General features: G+C 72.8%; 21 protein-coding genes, 1 tRNA gene and 1 pseudogene. 11 read left to right on the plus strand and 12 right to left on the minus strand.

The annotated features are described in order from the left end of the window. Positions 1–9: 9 nt before the first annotated feature. The 4 genes from ACGFK0_RS28865 (at position 10) to mscL (ending at position 4313) form a co-directional block, all read left to right on the plus strand. Entirely contained in the window at positions 10–2139 is a 2130-nt protein-coding gene (locus tag ACGFK0_RS28865) for an MMPL family transporter (RefSeq protein ID WP_392910359.1), read from the plus strand. Between the two features lie 172 nt (positions 2140–2311). Then, positions 2312–3139: an S-methyl-5'-thioadenosine phosphorylase gene (locus ACGFK0_RS28870; protein ID WP_392910361.1), complete on the plus strand. Its 828-nt coding sequence runs from the start codon at positions 2312–2314 to the stop codon at positions 3137–3139. After that, positions 3136–3768, plus strand: a complete 633-nt coding sequence (locus ACGFK0_RS28875) for an SAF domain-containing protein (protein WP_392910363.1) — start codon at positions 3136–3138, stop codon at positions 3766–3768. Before ACGFK0_RS28870 ends, ACGFK0_RS28875 begins: the two co-directional genes overlap by 4 nt. 116 nt (positions 3769–3884) lie before the next feature. Next, positions 3885–4313, plus strand: coding sequence for a large conductance mechanosensitive channel protein MscL (gene mscL, locus ACGFK0_RS28880; RefSeq protein ID WP_392910366.1), 429 nt, complete (start codon positions 3885–3887; stop codon positions 4311–4313). 94 nt (positions 4314–4407) lie between these two features. On the opposite strand, the gene ACGFK0_RS28885 is transcribed toward mscL, so the two are convergent. Together ACGFK0_RS28885 and ACGFK0_RS28890 are read right to left on the minus strand one after the other, a co-directional pair. Next, positions 4408–5439 (minus strand): D-alanyl-D-alanine carboxypeptidase family protein, encoded by a 1032-nt coding sequence (locus ACGFK0_RS28885; RefSeq protein ID WP_392910369.1) that lies wholly within the window; start codon positions 5437–5439, stop codon positions 4408–4410. A gap of 82 nt (positions 5440–5521) precedes the next feature. Next, complete coding sequence (locus ACGFK0_RS28890) at positions 5522–5974, minus strand: hypothetical protein (RefSeq protein WP_392910371.1); 453 nt, start codon at positions 5972–5974, stop codon at positions 5522–5524. 134 nt (positions 5975–6108) lie between these two features. On the opposite strand from ACGFK0_RS28890, the gene ACGFK0_RS28895 reads away from it, so the two are divergent. The 3 genes from ACGFK0_RS28895 to ACGFK0_RS28905 all read left to right on the plus strand — a co-directional run bounded on the left by ACGFK0_RS28895 (position 6109) and on the right by ACGFK0_RS28905 (position 9272). Then, a tRNA-Arg gene (locus tag ACGFK0_RS28895) sits at positions 6109–6181 on the plus strand. Positions 6182–6249: 68 nt separating this feature from the next. Next, the gene (locus tag ACGFK0_RS28900; protein ID WP_392910373.1) at positions 6250–7779 is read left to right on the plus strand and encodes a serine/threonine-protein kinase; all 1530 of its coding nucleotides are present in this window, start codon (positions 6250–6252) and stop codon (positions 7777–7779) included. Continuing rightward, the gene (locus ACGFK0_RS28905; protein WP_392910375.1) at positions 7776–9272 is read left to right on the plus strand and encodes a serine/threonine-protein kinase; all 1497 of its coding nucleotides are present in this window, start codon (positions 7776–7778) and stop codon (positions 9270–9272) included. The genes ACGFK0_RS28900 and ACGFK0_RS28905 overlap by 4 nt, the downstream gene beginning before the upstream one ends. A gap of 221 nt (positions 9273–9493) precedes the next feature. Here the strand turns inward: ACGFK0_RS28905 and ACGFK0_RS28910 are convergent, their stop codons facing one another. Beyond that, complete coding sequence (locus ACGFK0_RS28910; protein WP_392910377.1) at positions 9494–9901, minus strand: hypothetical protein; 408 nt, start codon at positions 9899–9901, stop codon at positions 9494–9496. Continuing rightward, positions 9901–10409: pseudogene (locus tag ACGFK0_RS28915) on the minus strand (lytic polysaccharide monooxygenase auxiliary activity family 9 protein). The gene ACGFK0_RS28910 and the pseudogene ACGFK0_RS28915 overlap by 1 nt, the downstream one beginning before the upstream one ends. A 205-nt stretch (positions 10410–10614) precedes the next feature. Here ACGFK0_RS28915 and ACGFK0_RS28920 point away from each other — a divergent pair. From ACGFK0_RS28920 to ACGFK0_RS28930, 3 genes are all read left to right on the plus strand, one after another. Next, positions 10615–11427 (plus strand): SAM-dependent methyltransferase, encoded by an 813-nt coding sequence (locus ACGFK0_RS28920; RefSeq protein ID WP_392910379.1) that lies wholly within the window; start codon positions 10615–10617, stop codon positions 11425–11427. 47 nt (positions 11428–11474) lie between these two features. Continuing rightward, positions 11475–11855: a YchJ family protein gene (locus ACGFK0_RS28925; RefSeq protein WP_392910383.1), complete on the plus strand. Its 381-nt coding sequence runs from the start codon at positions 11475–11477 to the stop codon at positions 11853–11855. 131 nt (positions 11856–11986) lie between these two features. Further along, positions 11987–12145 carry a hypothetical protein gene (locus ACGFK0_RS28930; protein WP_392910385.1) on the plus strand — a complete coding sequence of 53 codons (159 nt, stop codon included), beginning with the start codon at positions 11987–11989 and terminating at the stop codon, positions 12143–12145. Here ACGFK0_RS28930 and ACGFK0_RS28935 read toward each other — a convergent pair. From ACGFK0_RS28935 to ACGFK0_RS28950, 4 genes are all read right to left on the minus strand, one after another. Further along, on the minus strand, positions 12142–12549 hold the full coding sequence (locus tag ACGFK0_RS28935; protein ID WP_392910387.1) for a cupin domain-containing protein: 408 nt from the start codon (positions 12547–12549) through the stop codon (positions 12142–12144). The two genes, ACGFK0_RS28930 and ACGFK0_RS28935, sit on opposite strands and share 4 nt — an antisense overlap. Beyond that, positions 12549–13370: a phosphoenolpyruvate hydrolase family protein gene (locus tag ACGFK0_RS28940; protein ID WP_392910389.1), complete on the minus strand. Its 822-nt coding sequence runs from the start codon at positions 13368–13370 to the stop codon at positions 12549–12551. Before ACGFK0_RS28940 ends, ACGFK0_RS28935 begins: the two co-directional genes overlap by 1 nt. Then, positions 13367–14572: a Tm-1-like ATP-binding domain-containing protein gene (locus tag ACGFK0_RS28945; protein ID WP_392910391.1), complete on the minus strand. Its 1206-nt coding sequence runs from the start codon at positions 14570–14572 to the stop codon at positions 13367–13369. The genes ACGFK0_RS28940 and ACGFK0_RS28945 overlap by 4 nt, the downstream gene beginning before the upstream one ends. Positions 14573–14912: 340 nt before the next feature. After that, positions 14913–15299: an ATP-binding protein gene (locus ACGFK0_RS28950; RefSeq protein ID WP_392910393.1), complete on the minus strand. Its 387-nt coding sequence runs from the start codon at positions 15297–15299 to the stop codon at positions 14913–14915. A 119-nt stretch (positions 15300–15418) separates the two neighbouring features. On the opposite strand from ACGFK0_RS28950, the gene ACGFK0_RS28955 reads away from it, so the two are divergent. After that, complete coding sequence (locus ACGFK0_RS28955) at positions 15419–16165, plus strand: GntR family transcriptional regulator (protein WP_392910395.1); 747 nt, start codon at positions 15419–15421, stop codon at positions 16163–16165. Here ACGFK0_RS28955 and ACGFK0_RS28960 read toward each other — a convergent pair. Genes ACGFK0_RS28960 through ACGFK0_RS28975 form a run of 4 tightly spaced genes read right to left on the minus strand, consistent with a single transcriptional unit; the run spans position 16149 to position 23738 of the window. After that, positions 16149–16877 carry an ABC transporter ATP-binding protein gene (locus ACGFK0_RS28960; RefSeq protein ID WP_392910398.1) on the minus strand — a complete coding sequence of 243 codons (729 nt, stop codon included), beginning with the start codon at positions 16875–16877 and terminating at the stop codon, positions 16149–16151. The genes ACGFK0_RS28955 and ACGFK0_RS28960 overlap by 17 nt on opposite strands. Then, positions 16874–17803, minus strand: coding sequence for an ABC transporter ATP-binding protein (locus tag ACGFK0_RS28965; protein ID WP_392910400.1), 930 nt, complete (start codon positions 17801–17803; stop codon positions 16874–16876). The genes ACGFK0_RS28960 and ACGFK0_RS28965 overlap by 4 nt, the downstream gene beginning before the upstream one ends. After that, entirely contained in the window at positions 17803–20394 is a 2592-nt protein-coding gene (locus ACGFK0_RS28970; protein ID WP_392910402.1) for an FtsX-like permease family protein, read from the minus strand. Before ACGFK0_RS28970 ends, ACGFK0_RS28965 begins: the two co-directional genes overlap by 1 nt. Further along, positions 20391–23738, minus strand: a complete 3348-nt coding sequence (locus ACGFK0_RS28975; RefSeq protein WP_392910405.1) for an FtsX-like permease family protein — start codon at positions 23736–23738, stop codon at positions 20391–20393. The genes ACGFK0_RS28970 and ACGFK0_RS28975 overlap by 4 nt, the downstream gene beginning before the upstream one ends. Positions 23739–23800 lie beyond the last annotated feature (62 nt).

A 23800-nucleotide genomic window follows, 5' to 3' on the forward strand; every position in this document is an offset into this window, starting at 1 on the left:
AGAGGAACCATGAGCACACAGAGCCCGGCTCCCCCCAGAACGTGGGCGCACCGTCTGGCCGGACTGATCGCCGGCAGGCGCACCAAGTGGGCAGTCCTGGCCCTGTGGGTCGTCCTGCTCGTCGCCCTCGGCCCCCTGGCCGGCAAGCTCGGCGACGTCGAGGAGAACGACGCGGCGTCCTGGCTCCCCGCCGGAGCCGAATCGACCCAGGTCGTCGAACTGGAAGAACAGTTCCGCAAGGACGAGACGATGCTCGCGGTCGTCGTCTACGAACGCGCCGGGGGAATCACCGCCGAGGACCGCGCGAAGGCCGCCTCGGACGTCTCCGCATTGCAGAACCTGCCCGGCGCACAGAAGGTACAGGGCCCGATCCCGTCCGAGGACGGGAAAGCGCTGCAGACCCTCGTGCCCCTCACGGACGAGGACCTGACCGGCGCCGTCGACGGGGCGCGTGAACTCGCCGAGCGCGGACCTCCCGGGCTGGCCTCGCACGTCACCGGCCCCGCCGGAAGCGGCGCCGACCAGTTCGAGGTCTTCGAGACCATCGACGGGTTCCTGCTCATGGCCGCGGGCTCCGTCGTCATCGTCCTTCTGCTCATCATCTACCGCAGCCCGATGCTCTGGTTCGTGCCGGTGCTGAGCGCCCTCTTCGCCCTCGGGCTGGCCCAATCACTGGTGTATCTGCTGGCCAAGTACGGGGACCTCACCGTCAACGGCCAGAGCGCCGGAATCCTGACCGTCCTCGTCTTCGGCGTCGCCACCGACTACGCACTGCTGCTCGTCGCCCGTTATCGGGAGGAACTGCACCGCCACGAGGACCGGCACGAGGCCATGGCCTACGCGCTGCACCGCGCCGGACCCGCCATCATCGCGTCCGCCGCCACCGTCGCGGTCGGCCTGCTGTGCCTGCTGCTCGCCGAGATGAACTCCACCGCGGGCATGGGTCCCGTGGCCGCCGCGGGCGTCCTGACCGCCCTCGCCGCGATGACGACCCTCCTGCCGGCGCTGCTCGTCATCTGCGGACGGTGGCTGTTCTGGCCGCTGATCCCCCGCTACGACGTCAAGTACCTGGAGCCGGAGGCGTACGAGTCGGAGCACGGCATCTGGAGCCGGGTGGCCGGTCTCATCCGCAAGCGCCCGCGCGCGCTCTGGGCCGCCACCATGCTCGGCCTGATCGTCCTCAGCCTCGGCCTGGGCACGCTCAAGGCCGACGGCCTCTCGGACGCGGGGATGTTCACCGGACGCCCCGACTCCGTCCAGGGCACGGAGGCCGTCGCCCGGCACTACCCCGCCGGCTCGGGTTCCCCGGCCGTCGTCATCGGCTCCGCATCGGCGTCCGACAAGATCGCCGAGACCGTCCGCGGTACGTCCGGCGTCGCCCAGATCGGCGCACCGGCCACGGTGAACGGGCTGGTCAAATACGAGGCGACGCTGAAGGACGCGGCGGACGGCGAGGCCGCCCGCGCGACCATCGACCGGCTGCGCGCCGCCGTGCACGACGTCCCGTCCGCGAACGCCAAGGTCGGCGGCATGACCGCGACGTCCCTGGACATCCAGCGGGCCTCGTCCCGCGACAACAAGGTGATCATCCCGATCGTGCTGGCCGTGGTGTTCCTGATCCTCGTCGCACTGCTGCGCGCCCTCATCGCGCCGCTGCTGATGATGGGCACCGTGGTCCTGTCGTTCCTGGCCTCGCTCGGCGCCTGTGCGGTGATCTTCGAGTACGGGTTCGGGTTCGAGGGGACCGACTCCGGCTTCCCGCTGCTGGCCTTCATCTTCCTGGTCGCACTGGGCGTCGACTACAACATCTTCCTGATGCACCGCGTCCGGGAGGAATCGCAGGCCCTCGGCACCCGCCGCGGCATCCAGCGCGGCCTCACCGTCACCGGCGGTGTGATCACCTCGGCGGGCCTGGTCCTGGCGGCCACGTTCGCCTCCATGGTCACGCTGCCGCTGGTGTTCATGGTCGAGATGGGCTTCGCGGTCGCGTTCGGGGTTCTGCTCGACACCCTCATCGTCCGGTCCCTGCTGCTTCCCGCGCTGTCGTACGACATCGGGCGGCGGATCTGGGCGCCGGGCCGCCTCGCCAAGCGCGAGCCGGTCGCCGACCCGCCCAAGGTGCTCGACCCGGTCGGCTGACGCCGCCACCGACCCCGGCTCCGGCCGGGACGGGAAGGGAAGGGGGCCCGGCTTCGGCCGGGCCCCCTTCGGCTCTTCCGGTCCTGTCGGCTCTTCCGGCTTTGGACGCGGAGTTATCCACAATCGGCGGACGGCCTCCCGGGCGCCTGCGCGAGGTGGCTAATGTCGGCGCATGTCCACTCAGCCTTCCGCCGCACCGCCAGCCGCCGAGATCGGGGTCATCGGCGGCTCCGGGTTCTACTCGTTCCTCCACGACGTCGAGGAGGTGCGGGTCGAGACCCCGTACGGCCCTCCCAGCGACCCCATCGCCGTCGGCGAGCTGGCGGGCCGCCGCGTCGCGTTCGTCCCCCGGCACGGCCGCGACCACCGGTTCCCGCCGCACAAGATCCCGTACCGGGCCAACATGTGGGCGCTGCGCTCACTCGGCGTCCGGCAGGTCCTGGCGCCGAGCGCGGTCGGCTCCCTCACCCCCGGCCACGGCCCGGGCACGCTCGCCATCCCCGACCAGCTCGCCGATCGCACGTCCGGGCGCGAGCAGACCTACTACGAGGCGGGCGCCGCCGTGCACGTGTCGTTCTCCGACCCGTACTGCCCGGCGGGCCGCCGCGCCGCCGCGGAGTCCGCGCGGACGGCCGGCTGGGCCCCCGTCGACCGCGGCACCCTCGTCGTCATCGAGGGGCCGCGCTTCTCGACCCGGGCGGAATCGCAGTGGTTCGCCTCCCAGGGCTGGACGCTCATCGGGATGACCGGCCACCCCGAGGCCGTCCTCGCCCGGGAACTCGCCCTCTGCTACACGTCCCTGTGCCTCGTCACAGACCTCGACGCGGGCATCGAGGAGGGTGAGGGCGTCACCATGGAGGAGGTCCTCCGCGTCTTCGGCGAGAACATCGACCGTCTCCGCACACTCGTGGCCGACGTCGTCAAGACGCTGCCCACCGAGCGCGCCTGCCCCTGCCCGGACGTCCTGGAGGGCATGAAGCTCCCCCTGGAGCTGCCGTGAACGCCCGCTTAGCCGGCCTGCGACGGCCGCTCGCGGCACTGCTCGCCGCGGCCGCCGCCGGCCTCGCCTTCATGGCGCTGCGCCCGGCCCCGCCGCCGTCCGTCCGCGTCCTCGCCGCCGCCCGCGACCTCCCGGCTGGAGCCACCCTCGCCCCATCCGACGTGCACCACGTGGACCTGCCGCCCGCCGCCGTCCCGTCCGGCACCCTCCGCTCCGGCACCGGCCGCGTCCTCGCCGCCCCCATGCGCGAAGGCGAACCCCTCACCGACGCCCGCGTCGTCGGCGACGGCCTGCTCCGCGCCTACGGCCCCGGCACGGTCGCCACCCCGGTCCGCATCGCCGACGGCGACGCCGTCCGCCTCCTCCACCCCGGCGACCACATCGACGTCCTGACCGGCCCGGCACCGCCCGCCTTGCCCGACGCCACCGCGGGCCGGCTACGAGGCGACGCCCGGGTAGTGGTGTCATCGGTGTCCGTCATCACCGTCCCCGCACCGAACGAAGCCGGCGGCCGGCAGGGCGCCCTGATAGTCCTCGCGACCGACAGAGCCCAGGCCCTCGCCCTCGCGGCCGCCCCCGCTCCCCTGACCCTGACGATCGCCCCCCGTCAAGGCGACCCCGTCCCCTGACGACCCGGCCGGCAACGAGTCCGCTTGGCATGTCTCGCCAGGTTTCATTACTATCCGTGGCCGTTCCTGCGCTCCCGTTCCCCCGGCGGGCGCACCCCCGATTCCCCGGAGCCGGCATGAGTGGTTTCAAAAAGTTCCTCCTGCGCGGAAACCTCGTCGAACTCGCGGTCGCGTTCGTCGTCGGAGCAGCGTTCGCCAGCCTCGTGAAGGACTTCGCGAGTTCCTTCATCACACCGCTGATCGCGTTGATCGGCGGCGAGCCCGACTACACGGCCCTGGCCGTGACGATCAACGGCACCAAGTTCCCTTATGGAATCTTCGTGACCTCGGCGATCGCGTTCGTCATCACGGCGGCGATCGTCTACTTCCTCGTGGTGCTGCCGACGGCCAAGCTGATCGAGCGCATGGACCGGGGTAAGGAGGCCACCGAGCACGAGTGCCCGCAGTGCCTCAGCGACATCCCCGTGAAGGCCCGCCGCTGCCGCTACTGCACCGCCGAGGTCGTCCCCGCCACCGAGGTCCCCTACCAGGGCGGCTCCGCCTAGCCTCGGTACGCCCGTGCCGTGTGTCGCCCTCGGGCGATGTCCGAAGGCGACACCCCGCGCGCAGACGGCCATGGAAGGGGCGATTCGGTCCGGGTCATTCGTTCTCGGTGCCGAACTCCCAGTGCCACGGCTCGAACGGGCTGCTGTAGGCCCACGCCGGGTGGATCCATCCGAACTTCCCTGCGTTGGCCTCCATCCAGTTGAACTGGACGGAGCCCGAGCGCTGAATGCCGCCGCAGAGGTCGAGCGCCTGGCCCTTGCCGTGGTTGCTCGTCCCGGGGACGGCCGCGAAACCGGGCCTCCGCGCGTAGACCGAGTGCTGCTCCGACAGGCTCCGGTACGCGTCCGTGACGCACATGTCGCGGCCGAACCGGCGCTTGTACGACGCGTTCAGCTTGTAGAAGCCCAGTGCCGCGTCCGCCCGCAGCTTGTGCCCCTTCTGCGGCAGGGCACAGAGATACTTCGCCGGGATCAGCCCGTTGGGGAACTGCTTGGCGTCGGCGGCGAGGCTCTCGTCGCATTTGAGCTGCAGACGCTTCAGCCTGCTCACCGCCAGCTTGTCGAGCATCGTGTTGAGCTGCTCGGTGAGCTGCGCCGACTTGCTCTTCAACCCGTCCACCTCCTGCTGGAGGCGGGTCTGCTCGACCGCGTTGCGCGACTGCAGTTCCTGGGCGGTCGACGCGAGCCGTTTCCGCCGCGACTGCAGGTCGTCGGCACGGTCCACAAGCGCCTGCTGCGACCTGGCGAGCAACGTCACGTCCGCCGTCGAACGAAGCGCCTGGCTCGGATCGCCCCCACCGAAGATCGCCATGGACCCGACGGATCCGCTCTGCTTGTACGACGAGTTCGCCAGCCTGGCCAGCGGCTCCCGGATCTTGTTCAGCTCCGCCTCGGCCACCGCGAGGTCCTTCAGGGTGCCCCGCAGCTTGACCTGCGAGGCGTCCAGATCCTTCTTCCGGCCCTTCATCTGCTTCGTGGCCTTCTCCAGCTCGTCGCGAGCCTTCGACGCCTCACGGCGCAACGACTCCAGGGTGTCCCCTTCGGCCGCGCCTGCGGCGCCAAGCGGTGAGAGCGTCGTCATCACCAGGAAGACCGCGGTCAGCGCCGCCGACCGGGGGTAAGGCACGGTGGTTTTCCTCCTGATGCCCAAATACGGAACAGCGGCAGAACGGTACTACACGTTCTACGATGACCTGTGCGTAATCGGTTCAGCGGCCACGGTGACCGTCACGATCATCGCGCTGCTCGCACCACCGGCGCATCCACCAGACGTCCTCCCACCCCGGCGGGCACGGCCTCCTGGTCGACGGCGACGGCGACGGCGACGTGGGGCGCCTCGTCCGCCGCGGTGTGGCCCTGGGAGCGGGCGCCCGCCTCGGCGCCTTCGTCGCCGCCTGCGGCTCCTGCTCGGGCGGTATGTACTTCCCGTACGTCGGCTCTCCCGCGGGGGCGGGCGCCACCTTCTGCGCGGAGGTCCCCACCGTCCCCGGAAGGTCCCCCGGCGGCTCTTCACGCGACCCGAACACGATCAAGGTGACCAGCACGACGGGCACCACGACGGCACCGGCGGCGACGCCGATCCATTTGCCCCGGGACGAACTCTCGTCCACCTCGTCTTCGGCGGCCTTGCCACCCGGCTGCCCGCGATGCCGACCCGTCACGGCACCGAAGCGTACCCACAGCGGCCCCAGCAGGCCTAGGGCCCCAGGGCGCCACATAAGAGGGAGCGGGCAACGCGCCCCTTCCCCTACCCTGTAGGTGCCGTCCGCTACGCTCTTGCCGCGAGCGACGACATGCCTCCGTAGCTCAGGGGATAGAGCACCGCTCTCCTAAAGCGGGTGCCGCAGGTTCGAATCCTGCCGGAGGCGCACAGCATCCAAGGCGTCTTCGCCGGCCCGGTTTCCAGCGATCCGATGGCAGGAGGACCGAGGGTCAGGTGTCAGATCATGTGCTCGCCGGCCGCTACCGCCTGGGGGAACGGCTCGGCAGCGGGGGAATGGGCACGGTGTGGGCCGCCGTGGACGTGACGCTGCGCCGCACCGTGGCGATCAAGGAGATCGTCTTCCCGGACGTTCTCACGGCGGAGGAGCGCCGGGTGGCGACCGGCCGGGCACAGCGAGAGGCGCGGGCTGCGGCGCTGATCGACCACCCCGGCGTCATCACCGTGCACGACGTGGTGATCGAGGACGAGCGGCCGTGGATCGTCATGGAGTTGGTGAGCGGCGCGTCCCTTGAGGAGGTGCTCCTGCGGGACGGCCCGCGCCCGCCCCCGGTGGCCGCGCAGATCGGCCTGGAGGTGCTGGACGCGCTTGAGGCCGCACACGCCAAGGGCATCGTGCACCGGGACGTCAAGCCCAGCAACGTGCTGCTCGCCGAGGACGGCCGGGTCGTCCTGACCGACTTCGGCATCGCGAGAATCGACGCCGACCCGGCCCTCACTCGCACCGGGACGTTCGTCGGTTCCCCCGGGTACATCGCCCCGGAGCGGCTGCGGGAGCAGCCGGGCGGTCCCGAGTCCGACCTCTGGTCACTGGCCGCCACCCTCTATACGGCGGTTGAAGGAAGGCCGCCGTTCAGGCGGGACAGTCCGATGGCGGTCCTGGGGGCCGTTCTGGCGGAGGAGCCGGCGCCGCCTCGGCAGGCCGGGTCCCTTGCGCCGCTGCTGTGGTATCTGCTGCGAAAGGACCCGTCCGCGCGGCCGAAGACCGAGGACGTGCGGCGGGTTCTGCGGAATGTGTCCGCGGGGAGGCCGTCGGGGCTGCCCGGCCCGGCTCCGGTCCCGTGGCCCGCTCCCCCGCGGAGAGGGCCCCGGTGGGTGGCGGTTCCCATCGCGGCGGGCGTCGCCGTGGTCACGGTCGGCGCCGTGGCCGTCGGAGCCGTGGCCCTCAACGCCTCCGACGGCGAGGCCCGGGTGACGCCCGAGTCGGCGTCCACCCCTCGGGCGGCGCCTTCCGCGTCGCCGTCCCCGAGTACGTCCGCCCTGCTCGACCTGTGCGGTCTGCTCACCCGGCAGCAGGTGAGCCGGCTGCTGGCCAAGGGCGAGCCCCGGGTCGAGGAGGACGAGGAGTCCTGCGGATGGGCCGCCTCCAAACGCGGATTCCTGATCAGCGACCTCGGCCGCACCACCGGGCGACCGCCTCCGCAGTCGCCCGCCGAGGCGCACAACACGTACGTGAGCACCAAGAACGCGGCCACACCCGGGATCCATTACTGGGGATGGCCCGAGATCAACGTTGACCATGTGAAGGCGCGGGAGACCCGGGCGCGCAAAATCGCCGGGATAGGCGACGAAGCCTTCACCTACACGTCCACGGGTCTGTCGAAGCCCATGGACATATCCGCCGTCGTGCTCCGGGTGAAGAGCACGGTGCTGAGGATCGAGCATTTCTACGAGCGCGGCACCGCGTCCCCGGGTGAGGCCCGCGAAGCGGCACGCTGGGTCGCGCGGGCGGCGGCGAGGTCATGACCGCGCCGCCCCGGACGCTCGCCGGACGGTACACGCTCGTCCGGCGCCTCGGTGAGGGCGGCATGGGCGTGGTGTGGCGTGCCCGCGACGACCTGCTCGGCCGGGACGTGGCGGTCAAGGAGCTTCTGCTCCCCGAACGTCTGAGCCCCGAGCAGCGCGACCTGGCGGCCCAGCGCGCCCTGCGCGAGGCGAGGGCGGCCGCCCTGCTCCGGCACAGGTCGATCGTCACCGTGCACGATGTCGTCGTCGAGGACGGCGGGCCGTGCATCGTCATGGACCTGCTTCCCGGCCGTTCCCTGGACGCGGTGCTCGCCGACGACGGCCCCCTGCCGCCCGATCTGGTGGCGCGCATCGGCTTGGAGATCCTCGGGGCGCTCCGTGCCGCCCACGCCGAAGGGGTCCTGCACAGGGACGTCAAGCCCGCCAACATCTTCCTGCGCGAGGATGGGGCCGCCGTCCTCACCGACTTCGGCATCGCCGCGCTGGAGGGCGAGGCGACGCTGACGCGGCCGGGCTCGCTGATCGGGTCCCCGGCCTATATGGCGCCCGAACGGGTGCGGTACGACTTCGGCGGTGCCGCGTCCGATCTCTGGTCCCTGGGCGCGACGCTCTACGCCCTGACCGAGGGCCGTCCGCCTTTCGCCCGGGGCTCATTGATGGGCACGCTCGGGGCCGTCCTCGCCGACGAGCCGGATCCGCCCCGCGCCGCCGGGCCGCTGGGCCCGCTGCTGGAGCGGCTGCTGGCCAAGGATCCGGCGGCGCGTCTCAGCGCGGAAGCGGCCGAGGCGTACCTGCGCGCCCTGGTGACGGGCGAGCGGACCGTTCCTCCTCCGGCGGCGCTGCCGCCGTCGCCGCGTCTCGCCCATACCGGACGTCCCACCATTCCCGCGCGGTCTCCGAGGACCGGCCGTGCCTGGATCCTCGCCGCCGTCGCCGTCGCCGTGGCGACGGTCGTCGTCATCGGGACCGTCGTGGTCATCGCCACCCGCGATCCGGCCGACCCGCCACCTCCGGTGTCCCGGGCGGAGCCGTCCTCCCGCGCGGCCGAACCGGCCCCTTTCGCGACCGCGCCCTCCCCGTGCGGTCTCATCAGCGCGGAGCAGGCGGGCAGGCTGGTACGCACCTTCCACAATCACGGCGACCAGAGTCCCGACTCGTCCACGGGACGGCCGAGCCGGGACTGCGTCTGGCAGACCTCCGCGCTCGCGGAGGGAGACGAGCGGCTCAGGCTCACGCTCCGCACCGCGACGAGCACGGCCGCGGCCCGCGGCCTGCTCGCCGAGGAGCGGGCCAAGGCCACCGGACGGGTCACGCCGCTCCCCGACCTCGGCGAGGCCGCCTACGCCGCGCCCGGCCCGGTCGGCGATTCCGTGGTCCTCTTCCGTGTCGGCAACCTGGTCGCCGAGATCCAGTACGGCACCGGCCGCGACGGGCAGGACGAACTCGCCCGCCAGGCGGCACGATGGGCCCGCGCATCCCTCGAACGCTCCTAGCCGCTGCAACGACCCGGGTGCCCGGACCGGGAACCCGTGTGAGCCGGAGCGCGACGAGTCGACCCGCGCCCGGGGGGCGGCCGGGCGCGGGTCGAGGTTCGCGGTCCGTCGGGTGCCGGGTTCCTCAGCAGGTCAGGTTGCCGCCGGTGGGCACGCCGAGGATCTGGGTGAACCTCTGGTAGGCGTTCACGCGGCTCTGCACCTGGGCCGGGTTCCGTCCGTCAGTCGCCGCCCGTGTCGGCGAACGCGGGGAAGGAGCCCATGGCCGCGGTCAGGCCGCTGTAGGTGTAGAAGGAGTTGCGGCTCGGGAACATCTGCTGGAACTGCGCCTGGCTCACCACGAAGCCGCCGGGATCGCCGGGGTCTCCCGGGTCGCCGGGCCCGTCGCAGGTGTGCGGGTCCCAGAACCAGTGGCTGATGACGGGGTCGTAGCCGGGGTTCTCATGTACCGCGATGTAGTGGTTGCCGTCGGTGTACCGGACGATGCTGCCCACCGGGTACCACTGCCCGGCCACCCAGTCGGGGGCGTTGCAGGCCGCCGCGGCGGTCGCCGGTGCCGCCGGGATGACGAACAGCGTCGTCATCGCGAGAAGTGCGGCGCCGAGGAGCGTCAGGACGCGCCGCCGCATCACCTGACCTCCAGGTCGATGCAGGCGTAGAACGCGTTGGCGGTGTCGGCGATGTTCCAGATCGCCAGTACCTTCTGGCGGCCGCTGACTCCGCCGAGGTCGACGGTGTGGGACACGCTGGAGGGGGCTGCTGGTCGTGGCCGTCGACCACCGCGACGCGCCGGCCGCCGACGTAGTACTCGTAGTTGAGCGTGCGGTGCCGGGCGGTGAACGTCCAGGTGAAGGTCACCGTGTTGCCGACGGAGGCGGCCCGCCAGCCCTTGCCGTCATCGTCGAGTTCGCGGAAGCGCGCGTTCCCGCCGCTGCAGCTGCGCAGGCCCTTCGGACCTTCGACGCTCTGCGGCTCCCACCGGATGGCGCCGCACTGGACGACGCCCGCCGCACACTGGGCCTGCCGGCTCATCGGCGCGGAGACGTAGCCGTGGGCGTAGGCGGTGGACGCCGGCAGGATCACGGCGACGAGGGGTGCGACGATGGCCACGCTAACCCCGCGTCCGGAAGCGGACAAGACCCCCGAGTTGATCACTGATTTCACCGTGATATGACCAGCGCAGGCCGGAAACCGAACCACCCGCCGAGCCGGACAAGTTCGTCACTGTTTCGGGTGAACAGACGTGGCGACTGGCAATTCATGCCAATCGGAGTCGGTTCCCCGGAGCCGGTGTAATTGCGGAATGATGGACGATCGCCGCCGTCCGGAGGGAACGAGTGTGATGTCGAACGAACCGCGACCGGAGATCGACACGAGCGTGCCGCACTCGGCGCGGATCTGGGATTACTGGCTCGGCGGCAAGGACAACTACCCCGTTGACCGCGAAGCCGGTGACGCCGTCCTGCGGGTGCTGCCGGGGATCGCCGTTTCCGCCAAACAGGACCGGGCCTTCCTCGGCCGCGCGGTGCGATTCCTTGTCTCGCAGGGAGTGCGGCAGTTCCTCGATCTCGGGACGGGTCTGCCCACGGTCGACAACACCCACGAGGTCGCGCAGCGCGTCGCCCCGTCGTCCCGGATCGTCTACGTCGACAATGACCCGCTGGTCCTCGCACACGCCCGGGCCCTGCTGCAAAGCGCTCCCGATGGTGCCTGCGACTACATCGAGGCCGACATCCGCGACACGGAGACGGTCCTGGCCGGTGCGGCCGGCACGCTGGACTTCGACCGTCCGATCGGGCTGATGCTGCTCGGGGTCCTGAACCACATCCTCGACGACGACGAGGCGCAGCGACTCGTCGCGGACCTGGTGCGCGGGCTCGCCCCGGGCAGCCACCTGGTCATCTCCCACACCTGCGACGCCACGACCGACGAGCTGGACGGCGAGGCGATGCGGCAGGCGGTGCGGGAGGTCATGGACCGAGGCGGGACGCCGATCTGCGCCCGGTCCCCGGAACGGATCGAGAGGCTCTTCGCGGGGACGCGCCTTGTGGAGCCCGGGGTGGTGTCGTGCTCGCGATGGCGTCCCGACCCTTCGCCCTGGACCGAGCCGGAGGTCCCGCACTTCAGCGGCGTCGGCGTCGTCGGCGACTCCTGAGACACCGGCCGTATCGGGTTTCGCTTCCGGCACGGCAGAATGGGGCTGTGGCGAAGAAGTGTCCTTGCGGTGCCGGCTCCCGGTATCGGGATTGTTGCGGACGGCTGCATCGGGGTGAGGCGCGGGCGGAGACGGCCGCGGAGTTGATGCGGTCGCGGTTCAGCGCTTTCGCGGAGCGGGACGAGGCGTATCTGCTGAAGAGCTGGCATCCCGCGACGCGGCCTGAACGGGTCGGTTTCGACGCCATGACGCGGTGGACGCGGCTGGAAATCGTCCGGGAGGAAGGCGGCGGGCCCGGGGACGGCAAGGGGACGGTCGAGTTCCGCGCCCATTACCTGGAGGGTTCGGCGCCTGGGGAATTGCACGAGGTCAGCCGGTTCGTCAGGCATGACGGCGACTGGGTTTACGTCCGGGGCAAGGTGAGCTGACATTCCGGCCGGTCGCATGGCCGCGGCACGTTCGGGAATGGCCGGCGGTCACGACGCCGGTGCCGTCCTCAGCCGCCATCCGCAGCGGGCGAGGAGGGTCAGCAGCAGGACGGGAGCGACGAACACGGCGAATGTCCCGCGCGCTCGGCCGCCCCGCGCCCGCCGACCCGCGCACGGCGGCCGGGGAGATCATCGCGTCGGCGGCGTCCGACCCGGGGGCCCGGGCCGCCGACGCCGCGTTCAACGTCCTGCTCACCGAAGAGGGCCTGGACGCCTGGTCACGCGCCTAAGCCTGGCGCCACTCCGGTACCGCGCCGGCCTCGTGCAGGCAGAAGTCGGGTGCGCCCTCCAGCGCCTTCTCCTCCCCGCCCGGCGTGTACGTGACGATCAGCCGCAGCGGTCGCCACGTCGTGTTGTGCGTGGAATGCCAGACGCCCTTGGGAATATGGACGGCGTCGCCCTCGCGGATCGCGAAGGGCCTGCCGTCGTCCACCATCTGCGTCGCCTCACCGGAGATCACGTAGATGACCTCCTCGGCGTTCGGATGGTTGTGCCGCGCGTGCCCCTGACCGGGGTTGACGATCACCTCGCCCAGCGTGCTGCTCGCACCGGGCACCGACGACGGCGTGACGAACCATTTGATCGACCCCCAGTCGAAGGTCATCGTCGTGACGTCTCCGGGGTTCACCAGCATCAGATCTCCAGGTTCTTGAAGGCGGCCACCTGCTGAGTGATGGCCCGCTCGGTCGGCAGCCGCTCGACCGAGGAGGCCCCGAAGAAGCCCACGACGCCCTCGGTCCGCGAGAGCACGTAGGCGGCGTCGTCCGGTTCGGCGATCGGGCCGCCGTGGCAGAGGACGAGGACGTCCGGGCGGACGGCGAAGGCGGCGTCCCGCATGGCCTGCACCCGCTCGACCGCCTCGTCCAGCGTCAGGGCGGTGCCCGCGCCGATGCTGCCCTTGGTGGTGAGCCCGACGTGCGGGACGAGGACGTCGGCGCCCGCCTCCGCCATCGCCCGCGCCTGGTCCTCGTCGAACACGTACGGGGCGGTGACCATGTCGCGCTCGTGCGCGAGCCGCACCATCTCGACTTCCAGGTCGTAGCCCATGCCGGTCTCTTCGATGTTCTGCCGGAACACCCCGTCGTACAACCCGACCGTCGGGAAGTTCTGGACGCCCGCGAACCCCATGGCCTTGAGCCGGTCGAGGAAGACCGGCATCACCCGGAACGGGTCGGTGCCGCACACCCCGGCCAGCACGGCCGTGTCCTTCACGACGGGCAGCACCTCGGAGGCCATCTCCACCACGATCTGGTTCGCGTCCCCGTACGGGAGCAGCCCGGCGAGCGACCCGCGTCCCGCCATCCGGTAGCGCCCCGAGTTGTAGATGATGATCAGATCGACACCGCCGGCCTCCGCGCATTTGGCGGACAGCCCGGTGCCCGCACCCGCGCCGATGACGGGCTTGCCCTCCGCGACGGCACGCCGCAGCCGCTCCAGGACGGTCCCCCGCTTCATTCCGCTCCCCCCGAGATCATCTGGTGCAGCCGGCCGGCCATCGCGCGGCCGAACGACGGGTCGTTGATGTTCACGTCGAGCCTTTCGGTCTCCACCGCGCCCTCCATGGCCGCGAAGCACGCCTCGTCCGCGGCCGGGTCGTGGAAGGGCATCCCCGGCGCGTCCAGCGCCGACACACCCCCGAGCGGGAGGAACAGGACGGTCGGCCCGGTCGCCTCGGCCAGTTTGGCCGCCACCAGCCGTCCCAGCTCCGCCATCTCCTCACGTGTCGTCCGCATCAGCGTCACGGTCGGGTTGTGGACGTAGAGGTTGCGGCCCTCGAACCGCTCGGGGACGGTCTCACGCGGCCCGAAGTTGACCATGTCCAGCGCCCCCGGCGCCACGACCTGCGGAACCCCATGCCGTCCGGCCGCCGTGAGCCGCTCGGGCCCGGCCGACAGGACACCGCCGACGAGGTCGTCCGCCAGCTCGGTCGTGGTCAGATCGAGCACCCCCGCCAGCAGCCCGCTCTCCACAAGCCCCTCAAGGGCCTGGCCCCCGGCCCCGGTCGCGTGGAACACGAGGACCTCGTAGCCGAGCTCGTCCAGCCGCTCCCGCGCCGCGTCCACCGCCGGCGTCGTCACCCCGAACATCGAGGCCGCGACGAGAGGACGCTCGTCCACCTCCGGCGCGGACCGCGCGGCCTCGTGGGCCTTCGCCATCCCGGCCGCCGCTGCCGCCGCGTTCCCGAGGATCAGCCGCGACACCCGGTTCACGCCCGCGATGTCGACGACGCTGTACATCATCGTGACGTCCTTCGCGCCCACGTACGGCGTCACGTCCCCGGACGCCATCGTGGACACGATCAGCTTCGGCAGCCCGATCGGCAGATCCCGGACGGCCCGCGCCGCGATCGACGACCCGCCGCTCCCGCCGACGGCGAGCACGGCGTCCACCCGTTCCAGCCCGGCGACCACGGCCGCCGCGCCCTCACCCATCGCCGTGACGGCCGCACCCCGGTCCCCCGCGTCCCGCAACGCCGCAAGCGACGCGCCCCCGGCCTCCGCGACCCGCTCGGCACCTACATCGGCCTCCACATCGGACGCCCCGACCCCCACGTCGACCAGCACCACATCGCAGCCCAGCTCCCGCACCCGATCACGAAGCCACACATACTCGGCCCCCTTGGTATCGAGCGTCCCCACCAACACCACAGTCGCCATGGAAGACGCATTCCCCACCACCCCACCCCGCAACCGGCACCGGACGGGACGAAGCGGAAGGGGTGGCGCAGCCGGGATTGGGGGGCATCTCAACCGGCGGCGCCACCCCGGCTCTAGGGAGACCCAGCTGAGTTCCGCGTCCTGGCCGCCAGGATGGCCCGGCCGAGTTGTTCCGGGCATCGGGCCCCGACGAGCAGGCGGCCGTCGACAAGCGCCCACCATTCCCGCGTGTGATGGCCGAACCACGCGATGACGCCGTGCCGCTGCGCGAGCGCTCGGGCTGTGTCCTCCCGGATCGGCCGCACGTCAATCACCGCGGTGTCCTCCAGCGGTCCCAGGCTCACGACTCGGCGCTCCAGGTGAGTTCCGCCCACGTGGTCTGGCCGTCCTCGGTGACGTCGTGGCCGATCTTGTCGGCGGTGTGGTAGACGATCAGCAGGCCGCGTCCGTGGTCGTCCTCGTCCGGCGGGACGCCGGGGAGCGGCTGCCAATCGCCGGCCCCGGCGTCGCGGACGGTGATGCGCGCGTGACCGGGCTCGACCTCGACGGTGACGGTGACCTCACCGCCGTCACCGGACGCTGTGTGCCGCAGGGAGTTGCCGACCAGTTCGGAGGCGATGAGCTCGGCGTCGCGCCCGCGAGGGCTGTCGGCGAGCATTCCGCGGACGAAGGCCCTGGCCGCTGGCACCATGCAGGGGCGGCCGGGATAAGTCTGGCTCCACTTCATGGCACCTCCTACGGACGGTGATCGCACTGTCACAGAAAAGCTGTGCGCACAGCTTGCAAGCGGTGCGCACAGCTTGTCAAGCTGTGTCCGAACATTGGCACCCGGCAATCGGAGACACCGTGCCCCAGCCCGCCTATCAGCGCATCGCCGATGATCTACGGAGCCAGATCATCGGCGGGCGGCTCTCAGCAGGCGACAAGGTCCCCTCGCGCGCTCGGCTCCGCGAGCAGTACGACGTCTCCGACCAGGTCGCGATCCAGGCCGTGCGGCTCCTGATCTCCGAAGGCTTCCTGGAGGCCCGCTCGGGATCGGGCACCTACGTCAGGCGCAAGCCCACGCTGAAGCGTCTTGCCCGTTCCTGGTACGGCGAGAGCGGCCGCACCAGTTCCCCGTTCCGCACGGAGATGGCCAGTCAGGGCCGGGCCGGCGACTGGCGGGTCTCGTCACAGACCGCCGCGGCGAGCCCACCGGTCGCGGAGCGGCTCGGCATCGCGGCGGGCGACCCCGTGATGGAGAGCCGGTACATCTTCCTCGCCGACGACGAGCCGGTGATGCTGTCCACGTCGTGGGAGCCGCTGGAGATCACACAGGGCACGCCGGTGATGTTCCCGGAGGAGGGCCCGCACGCGGGCGCCGGGGTCGTCGCGCGGATGCGGGAGATCGGCCGGCACATCGAGACCGCACAGGAAGTCGTCACCGCCCGCCCGGTCCTGGCGGCCGAGGCGGACCGGCTCGGCGAGGCGCTCGGGTCGGTGGTCATGGTGATCACACGGACCTACGCCACGGCGGACCGGCCGGTCGAGACCGCGGACATCGTGGTACCGGTCGACCGTTATGAGTTGGCGTACGTCATTCCTGTCGAGTGACCGGTGGCCGGCGTCGGCCGGGGGTTGGGACGGGGGTTTCGGTGATGACGCCGTCCTCCAGGGTGAGGACTCGGTCGGCTTCGGTGAGGAGGGCCTGGTCGTGGGTGGCGACCAGGACGGTGACGCCTTCGCCGGAGACGACCGCGCGGAGGAGGGGCATGATCGTGGCGGCGGTTTCGGAGTCGAGTTGGCCGGTGGGCTCGTCGGCGAGGAGCAGACGGGGGCGGTTGGCGAGGGCGCGGGCGATCGCCACGCGCTGGCGCTGGCCGCCGGAGAGTTCGTAGGGGCGCTGGGCCGCGTGGTCGGCGAGGCCGACCAGGGAGAGCAGGACGCGGACGCGCTCGTCGCGTTCGGCAGGGGCCGTGCGGACGAGGCGGAGCGGCACCTCGACGTTCTCGGCGGCGGACAGGACGGGGATCAGGCCGTGGGACTGGAAGACGAAGCCGATATCGTCGCGGCGGAGGGCGAGGAGGTCGTTCTCGGGGAGTGTCCCGACGTCGCGGCCGTTGACGCGGACGGCGCCGCCGTCGGGGGTGTCCAGGCCGCCGATCAGGTTGAGGAGGGTCGTCTTGCCCGAGCCGGAGCGGCCCTTGATGGCGACGAGTTCGCCGGGGGCGACCTCGAAGCTCGCGCCGCGCAGGGCCGGGACCTCGACCCTGCCGGTGCGGTAGGTGCGGGTGAGCGCCTCGACGGCGACCATCGGCTCGGTCACGCGGTCTCCTCCCGGTCCGGCCAGACGCCGACGTGGTCGTTCTCCAGGTTGAGCCGCACGCGGTCGCGCATGTCGAGGGCCTCGGTGAACGCCGCGGGGAGCTGGACGCGGCCGGCGCGGTCGAGGACGGCGTACTCCTCGGCGGTCCGGGCCCCGTCGCCGCCGGAGCGGCGGCGGACCTCGCTGCTGGTGCGGCCGTCGCGGATGCCGACCGTCCGGTCGACGTGCTCGGAGATCTGCGCGTCGTGGGTGACGACGACGGTGGTGGTGCCGAGTTCCTCGTTGACCTGGCGGAGCGCGGCGAAGACCTCGGAGGCCGTGGTGGTGTCGAGTTCGCCGGTGGGTTCGTCGGCGAGGACGACGCGGGGTTCGTTGGCGACGGCGACGGCGATCGCGATGCGCTGCTGCTGACCGCCGGACAGCTCGTCGGGACGGCGGCCCGCGCAGTCGCCGACGCCGAGCATGCCGAGCAGTTCGGCGGCGCGGGTGGCGCGTGCGCGGCGGGAGCGTCCGGCGAACCGCATCGGCAGTTCGACGTTCTGCGCGGCGGTCAGGTACGGGAGGAGGTTGCGGGACGTCTGCTGCCAGATGAACCCGACCTGCTCGCGCCGGAACGTCAGCCGTTCCTTGGACGCCATCGTGAGCAGGTCGGAGCCGGCGACGCGGGCGACGCCGGCGGTGGGCACGTCCAGGCCGGACAGGATGTTCAGCAGCGTCGACTTGCCCGAACCGGACGCGCCGACGATGGCGACCAGCTCGCCGGGGTCGACGAGCAGGTCGAGGCCCTGGAGGGCGACGACCTCGACACCGTCGGTCTTGTAGATGCGCACGAGGTTGTCGCAGACGATGTGGGCGCCCTCGCCGTAGACGGGGCCGCGTTCGGCGGCGCGGCGTTCCAGTTCGGCGAGGTCGGGTGCGTCGGTCATTATTCCCCCGTTCTCAGGGCGGTTCCGGGGCGGGTGTCGAAGGCGCGGTCGACGGCGACGGCAGCGGCGGCGGCGAGCAGCAGGGCCGCGGCGAGGCCGAGCAGCGCCGGGACGCCGGGGACGTGGGCCGTGGCGGCGAAGCCCCCGGTGTAGGGGCGCAGGTCGACGACGGGGCCGGTGATCTCGGGCAGCAGGAGGCCGAGCGCCCATCCGGCCCCGACCGCGCAGAGGAGCACGGGCGCGATCTCGACGAGCGCGAGGCCGCGGCTCTGCCGCCGGCTCAGTCCAAGGGCGCGGAGGCGGGCGACGGTGCGGCCCCGGGCGCGGGCGCCGACGACGAGGACGAGCAGCACGGCGAGGAGTCCGTAGGCGCCGCCGATGAGCGCGCCGTCCCGGAACGTGCCGTGGACGACGGACACCAGCGGCTTGCCGGTCATGCCGTCCAGCACGTCCTCCCGCATCCGGATGTCGCGGCCGGGGGCGGCGGCGCGCAGGGCTTCGGCGTCCGGGTCGTGCCCGGCGACGAAGACCTCGGACGGGAAGCCCTCCGCGTCGGCGAGCAGCTTGTACGGGACGACGACGAACGCGGAGCCGGCGTCCAGCCCGGGGAAGCGTTCGATCCGGCCGGACGGCGTGACGCGCAGCGGTGCGAGGCCGGGGCGGCTCAGTGTCACGGCCCCCGAACCGAGAAGGCGGGAGGCGGACGCGGAGACCCACACCCCGGACGAGTCCGGAATGCCGGGCACATCGGGGGCGAGCTCGCGGTAGGCGTCCAGGTCCACGCCGACCACGGTCATCGGCGCCGGGTTCGCCTGGGACGTCACGGTCGTGACGACCCGCACCGGGACCGCCCCGGTCACACCGCGCACCGCGCGGATGCGGTCGAGCGCGGGGGCGTCCAGCGGCCCGGCTTCGATGAAGGCGTCGGCGCCCACCTCGGACCAGGACGCGCGTTCCTGCCCGTCCCGCAGCCCGGTGTCGACGGTCGCGGCGAAACCCGCGACGGCTGTGGCGATCAGCAGGACGACCAGCGGCAGCGTCCCGATGAGGTTCTGCCGGGCGGCGCGGGCGAGGCCGAGGAACGCGACGGCCCCGCGACGCCGGCGCAGGGACGGCCCGGCGGCGCGCAGCAGGTACGGGTAGCCGCGCAGGACGAGCACGCCGAGCGCCGCGCCGAGCAGCACCGGCACGGCGGCGATCAGCGGGTCGGTCCCGGCGGACCCGCCGCGGCGGCGCAGCAGCACGGCGCCGATCACGGCGAGGGCCACCAGGAGGAGGTCGAGGACGAGCCGCCGCCGGGACGGCCGTGCCGCGGCGACGTCGTCCCGCCGGTCCGCCGTCGATTCGAGGCCGCCGCCGCGTTCCCGCGCGAGCATCGCGGCGGACAAGGCCAGGACCGCGGCGACCGGCACGGCGGTCGCGTACACCGATGCCGTCTGCGGCGGCCCCGCGTCCAGCAGCCGTCCCGCCGCATGGCCGAGCCCGGCGGACGGGACGACGGCGAGCGCGGTCAGCCCGCAGGCGGGGGCGGCGAGCTGCCGCAGCGCGGCGCCGCGTGCCCGCATCGTCCCGAGGACGGGCCTGAGCCGGTCGCCGAGCAGCCCGGCGGCCAGCAGCAGCACCCCGGCGGCGACGGCGGCGAGCCCGCCGAGCGCCAGCCCGAGAACGGACCGGGCGGTGTGGAGCCGGTCCGAGTATCCCCGCAGCCGCCCGTCCAGGACGGTCACCACCTGGCAGGAGAACAGGCCGGGGCGGCCCTGCACCGCGGACCGGTAGGCGTCCAGGTCGGCCGCCATGGCGGTGACGGCGGCGGAGTCGACGGCGTCGCGGCGGATCGGGAAGCGCCAGCTGTAGGTGAGCCGCCGGTCCGGGTCGCGGGTGAGCATCGTGTAGCCGCCGACGTCCATCAGGGCGGTGCCCAGATCGGCCTGGACGCCGTCGCCGACCGACGCCTTCGTCGCCCGCAGCATGCTGGGGCGCGCCCGCCAGTACGGATCGGCGGCGTTGACCGGTTCGTACAGGCCGGAGATCCGGACCCGCACAGGCCGGGGCACGTCCCTCTCGCCGAGGGAGAGCCGGTCGCCGGGCTTGTAGCCCATCGCGTCGGCGTACTTCCTGGCGACGATGACCTGGATCTCGGTGTCCTCGCCGCCCGTGCCGGACGGCCGGTTGACCGGCGGGCCGCCGGCGACGAGGCGGATGCGCTCGACGGTGCCCTCGGCCCAGCTGAGGTAGAGCAGCCGCGGAGCCGGCGCGTCCCCCGCGATCGACATGCGGCCGGAGGTGACGGACGGCTCCGGTTCGCCGGCGACGCCGCGCAGGGACGCCGGAAGCAGATCCTGCCAGGCGAGGGAGCCGGCCGTCATCGCCGCCATGTTGGGGATCAGCCGCGCCGCCGTGTCGCCTCCGGAAGTGCCCTCCACGCGCACGTCCGCGCCGGTGCCCACCGCGGCGGCGGCGGCGCGGTCGTACCCGGCGGCGACCCTGGCCGGCAGGACGACGGCGAGCAGCGCGGACACCGCCGTCAGCACGGCCAGCGCCACGAGCGGCGCCCACTGCGCGCGGGCCAGCCGCACGACCGGACCCCTCATCGCTCCTCCCCCGCACGCAGGCCGGCGCCGAGGTCCCGGCGGCGCAGCACCCGGATCACCGGCGCCAGCACAAGGCCGAGCACCACCGCCACCCCGGCGAGCATGCCGAGCACCACGGGCCACCGGACGACGAGTCCGGCGGGCGGGTACGGCTGTGCGGCCTGCACGTTCAGCACCACGTGCGGGACCACCAGCCGCGCCACGACCAGCCCGAGGACCGTCCCGCCCAGCAGGCCGAGCACGACCAGGTACGCCTGCTCGATCGCGAGCATCCCGGCGACCTGCCGGGGATGGACGCCGAGCGCCCGCAGCACCGCGAACTCGCGGGACCGCTCGCCGGCCGTCACCGCCGCGTTCACCACGAACGCGATGACGGCGAACGCGAGCGCCGCGCCGAATCCCAGGACCAGCGCCCCCTGGAGCGCGGCGCCGAGCGGCGCGTCCCGCATCCGCGAGCGCAGCGCGACGCGGTCCCCGGCGACCTCGCCCCAGGCGGGGTGGCCGTTGAGGGCGCGGACGGCGGGGGCGGTGCGGCCGGCCCGCACCGAGGCCCACCACTCCCCGGGCGCGATGCTTCCGGTGTTCGACCCGCCGACGGCGAGCCGGGTCTGGGTGAGCGTCGGCAGGTCCACCAGGACGCCCGGCGTGCCGGGAGGCACGCTCGGCAGTGCGGGCGCCACTCCCACGACCTTGACGGGCTGGTCGCCGTCGACGGTGCTCAGCGTGACGGTGCCGCCCACGCCGGTCTTGGCCAGGCGTGCCGTCTCGCCGGTGATGACGCCCGGCACGGCCGGCAGGAGCTCGGTGTTCCGGACGCCGTGGGACGGCGGCGTGGACGTCCCGAGCACCGCGTCGACCTCCCCGAGCGGGGCACTGCTCGTGCCCCACCCGATGTCCTCCAGCTTGGGCGCGGGGATGGAAAGCCTCCCGAGCGTGCCCTCGGCGTCCTTCATGGTCGGTGCGGTCCGCGCCGTCGGGTCCGGCGGGAAGGCGAACGCGTCCCATCGGGAACCGGCCGGGCGGGCCGCCTCCCCGGTGCCATCGCCCCGCACCCGCAGGATCTCCAGTTCGAGCGGCCCCGCGATGGGGTTGTCGTCGTAGGAGTAGTGGACGCTCCGTACCGCCAGCGGGTAGGACAGCGCGCCGCCCGGCCCGGCAAGGTCGTCCAGTGCGAGGGTGTGCTCGGCGCCGTCGGGGGCGAGGCCGGGAAGGGTCACCCTGCGGGCCAGCCCCTGCCCGTCCACGACCGTCACGGCGATCTTGTAGGCCGGGCCGTCCGGTGGCCGCAGGTCACCCGGCGCCGGTCCGGCGCGGCTGAGCCGCAGGTCGAACAGCAGCCGCTCCGGCCGTCCCGGGACGGTCAGGACCGGCGCGGGAGGACGCAGCCGGGCCAGCTCGTCCAGCCGCAATTCCCGCCGCAGGTCCGGCTGGACGCGCAGCAGCGGGCCGAGCGCCTCCGCGTCCGCGCCGAGCACGACCGACGGCCGCGTGCCGAGGTCGGCGTCCGCGCGCAGCACCGGTGTCGCGGCCGTGACGCCGGGCAGTGCGGCGAACCGCCCGCCCTGCCCGAGCGGCGCCGGGCCTCCGTCGCGCGCGGAGGGGACGAGCCGCAGGTCGGCGCCGCTCTGGAAGTCGGCCTGGTCGATGTGGGATCGGCGCCAGGTCGCCATCGTCGTCACCGAGAGGATCCCGACCGCCATCGCCATGACCAGCAGCAGCACCGGCCCGGTGTAGCGCAGGCGCCGGCGCCCGACCTGCCGGGTGCCGAGGACGGGCGCCAGCCCCCGCCCCCGTGTCGCGACCCGTTCGGCGGCGCGCGACAGCAGCGGCACCGCCCGGAGCAGCAGTACCCCGCCGGCGAGCAGCGCCAGCGCCGGGCCGGACACGATGAACGGGTCCACACCGCCGGGACCGCCGCCCGGACCGCCGCCCGCGCCGTCCACCCCGTACCGGGTGAGCTGCCAGATCGCAAGGCCGGCGACGAGGAGCAGCGCCAGGTCGACGCCCGATCCGAGCGCGCCGCCCCGCGCCGGGCGGCCGATGCCGGCCTGCGCCTCCACGAACGTGCGGTTCGCGCCGCGCAGGGTCGGGACGGTCAGCACGACCGCGCAGGCCAGTGCCGTCAGCACCGAGACGGTCCACAGCGACGCGGACGGCCCCGAGTCCAGCCGCAGCCCCGACGCGCGCACCGCCGGGGCGAACCCGGCGAGCCGCAGCAGGGGCCCGGCCAGCAGCGGGCCGAGCAGCGCGGCGGGCAGGACGATCAGCAGCCCCTCGGCGAGGCCGGCGGCGGCGAGCTGCCGCATTCCCATGCCGCGGGTCCGCAGCAGCGCGACCTCGCCGCGCCGGTGGTCGGCCAGCAGCCGGGCGACCAGCAGCCACGCGCACCCGGCCAGCAGGACGAGCTGGATCACCGGGATGAGCATGGTGGAGCGGGCGACCTGGACGGCGTCGCGCAGCTGCCCGGCCAGGTCCGGCAGCTTCGTCACGACGGCGAACTGCGTCCCGTCTCCGGCCTTCCGGAATGTCTCCTCGCCGGCGGCCACCCGGTCGGCGAGCGGCCCGAGGTCGCCGGTGCCCACGTCGCGCAGGTCGGGCATGACGGTGAAGCGGACGTCGGAGCCGGTGCCGGTGAAGCGTTCCGCGAACACCTCGGGACGCACCACGAGCGGCCCGTACGTCGTGTAGTCGAGGCGTTGGACGCCGGTCGTGATGAGCCGGTCGCCCTGCCAGAAGTAGTGCGCGGGGTCCGGAACGTCGAACAGCCCGACGACCCGGACTTTCACGACCGACTCCTTGTCGACGCGTCCCGTCAGGGTGAAGGCGTCGTCCACGCCGACGTGCATGGCGCCGGCCGCGGCACGCGGCAGGACCGCCTCCACCTCACCGGAACCCGGGGCGGGACCCGGGGCGGCGCCGGGCCAGCGTCCTTCGGTGAGGCGCGCGTGCTTCTCGATCCCGGTGTGGGTCGCGAACGCGGTCAGCTCGGGATGGTCGCCGTCCTCCTGCCCCGGCATCGTGTACGAGTCGCTGCGCGCGCTCATGGAGACCGACAGCGGCACGTCTCCGTAGATCCTGCCGAGCGCGCGGCCGACCTGGTCCCGCACGTCACCGAGCCCACCGGGGCGGACGTGCGTGCCGATCGTCGTCCCGGCCGTCTCGAACGTCGCCTCGGCGAGGGTGCGCCGCACCCCTTCGCGGGTCACCGGCCCGGTGTAGCCGGCCAGGGCCGCGAGGACGGTGGTGGCGAACAGCGCGGTCGCGCCGGCGGCCAGCACCAGCGTCCGGTCGCCGGCCATCCGCCCGATGATGAACCCCCGCCGCCCCATGGCGCTGATGATCATCTGTGTGCGGTGCGTGTCACAAGGGGTCGCAATGATTCTTTGACAAATCGCGACAATCTCGC

It is taken from the genome of Spirillospora sp. NPDC048823, assembly GCF_043198445.1.
Lineage (GTDB): Bacteria > Actinomycetota > Actinomycetes > Streptosporangiales > Streptosporangiaceae > Spirillospora.

Coding starts and splice junctions, on each gene's coding strand:
- mscL (WP_392910366.1), top strand. CDS start 3,885: ATGAGTGGTTTCAAAAAGTTCCTCCTGCGCGGAAACCTCGTCGAACTC.
- ACGFK0_RS28945 (WP_392910391.1), bottom strand. CDS start 14,572: ATGGCGACTGTGGTGTTGGTGGGGACGCTCGATACCAAGGGGGCCGAG.
- ACGFK0_RS28870 (WP_392910361.1), top strand. CDS start 2,312: ATGTCCACTCAGCCTTCCGCCGCACCGCCAGCCGCCGAGATCGGGGTC.
- ACGFK0_RS28950 (WP_392910393.1), bottom strand. CDS start 15,299: ATGAAGTGGAGCCAGACTTATCCCGGCCGCCCCTGCATGGTGCCAGCG.
- ACGFK0_RS28910 (WP_392910377.1), bottom strand. CDS start 9,901: ATGCGGCGGCGCGTCCTGACGCTCCTCGGCGCCGCACTTCTCGCGATG.
- ACGFK0_RS28940 (WP_392910389.1), bottom strand. CDS start 13,370: ATGAAGCGGGGGACCGTCCTGGAGCGGCTGCGGCGTGCCGTCGCGGAG.
- ACGFK0_RS28920 (WP_392910379.1), top strand. CDS start 10,615: ATGTCGAACGAACCGCGACCGGAGATCGACACGAGCGTGCCGCACTCG.
- ACGFK0_RS28965 (WP_392910400.1), bottom strand. CDS start 17,803: ATGACCGACGCACCCGACCTCGCCGAACTGGAACGCCGCGCCGCCGAA.
- ACGFK0_RS28905 (WP_392910375.1), top strand. CDS start 7,776: ATGACCGCGCCGCCCCGGACGCTCGCCGGACGGTACACGCTCGTCCGG.
- ACGFK0_RS28975 (WP_392910405.1), bottom strand. CDS start 23,738: ATGATCATCAGCGCCATGGGGCGGCGGGGGTTCATCATCGGGCGGATG.
- ACGFK0_RS28865 (WP_392910359.1), top strand. CDS start 10: ATGAGCACACAGAGCCCGGCTCCCCCCAGAACGTGGGCGCACCGTCTG.
- ACGFK0_RS28930 (WP_392910385.1), top strand. CDS start 11,987: ATGTCCCGCGCGCTCGGCCGCCCCGCGCCCGCCGACCCGCGCACGGCG.
- ACGFK0_RS28935 (WP_392910387.1), bottom strand. CDS start 12,549: ATGCTGGTGAACCCCGGAGACGTCACGACGATGACCTTCGACTGGGGG.
- ACGFK0_RS28970 (WP_392910402.1), bottom strand. CDS start 20,394: ATGAGGGGTCCGGTCGTGCGGCTGGCCCGCGCGCAGTGGGCGCCGCTC.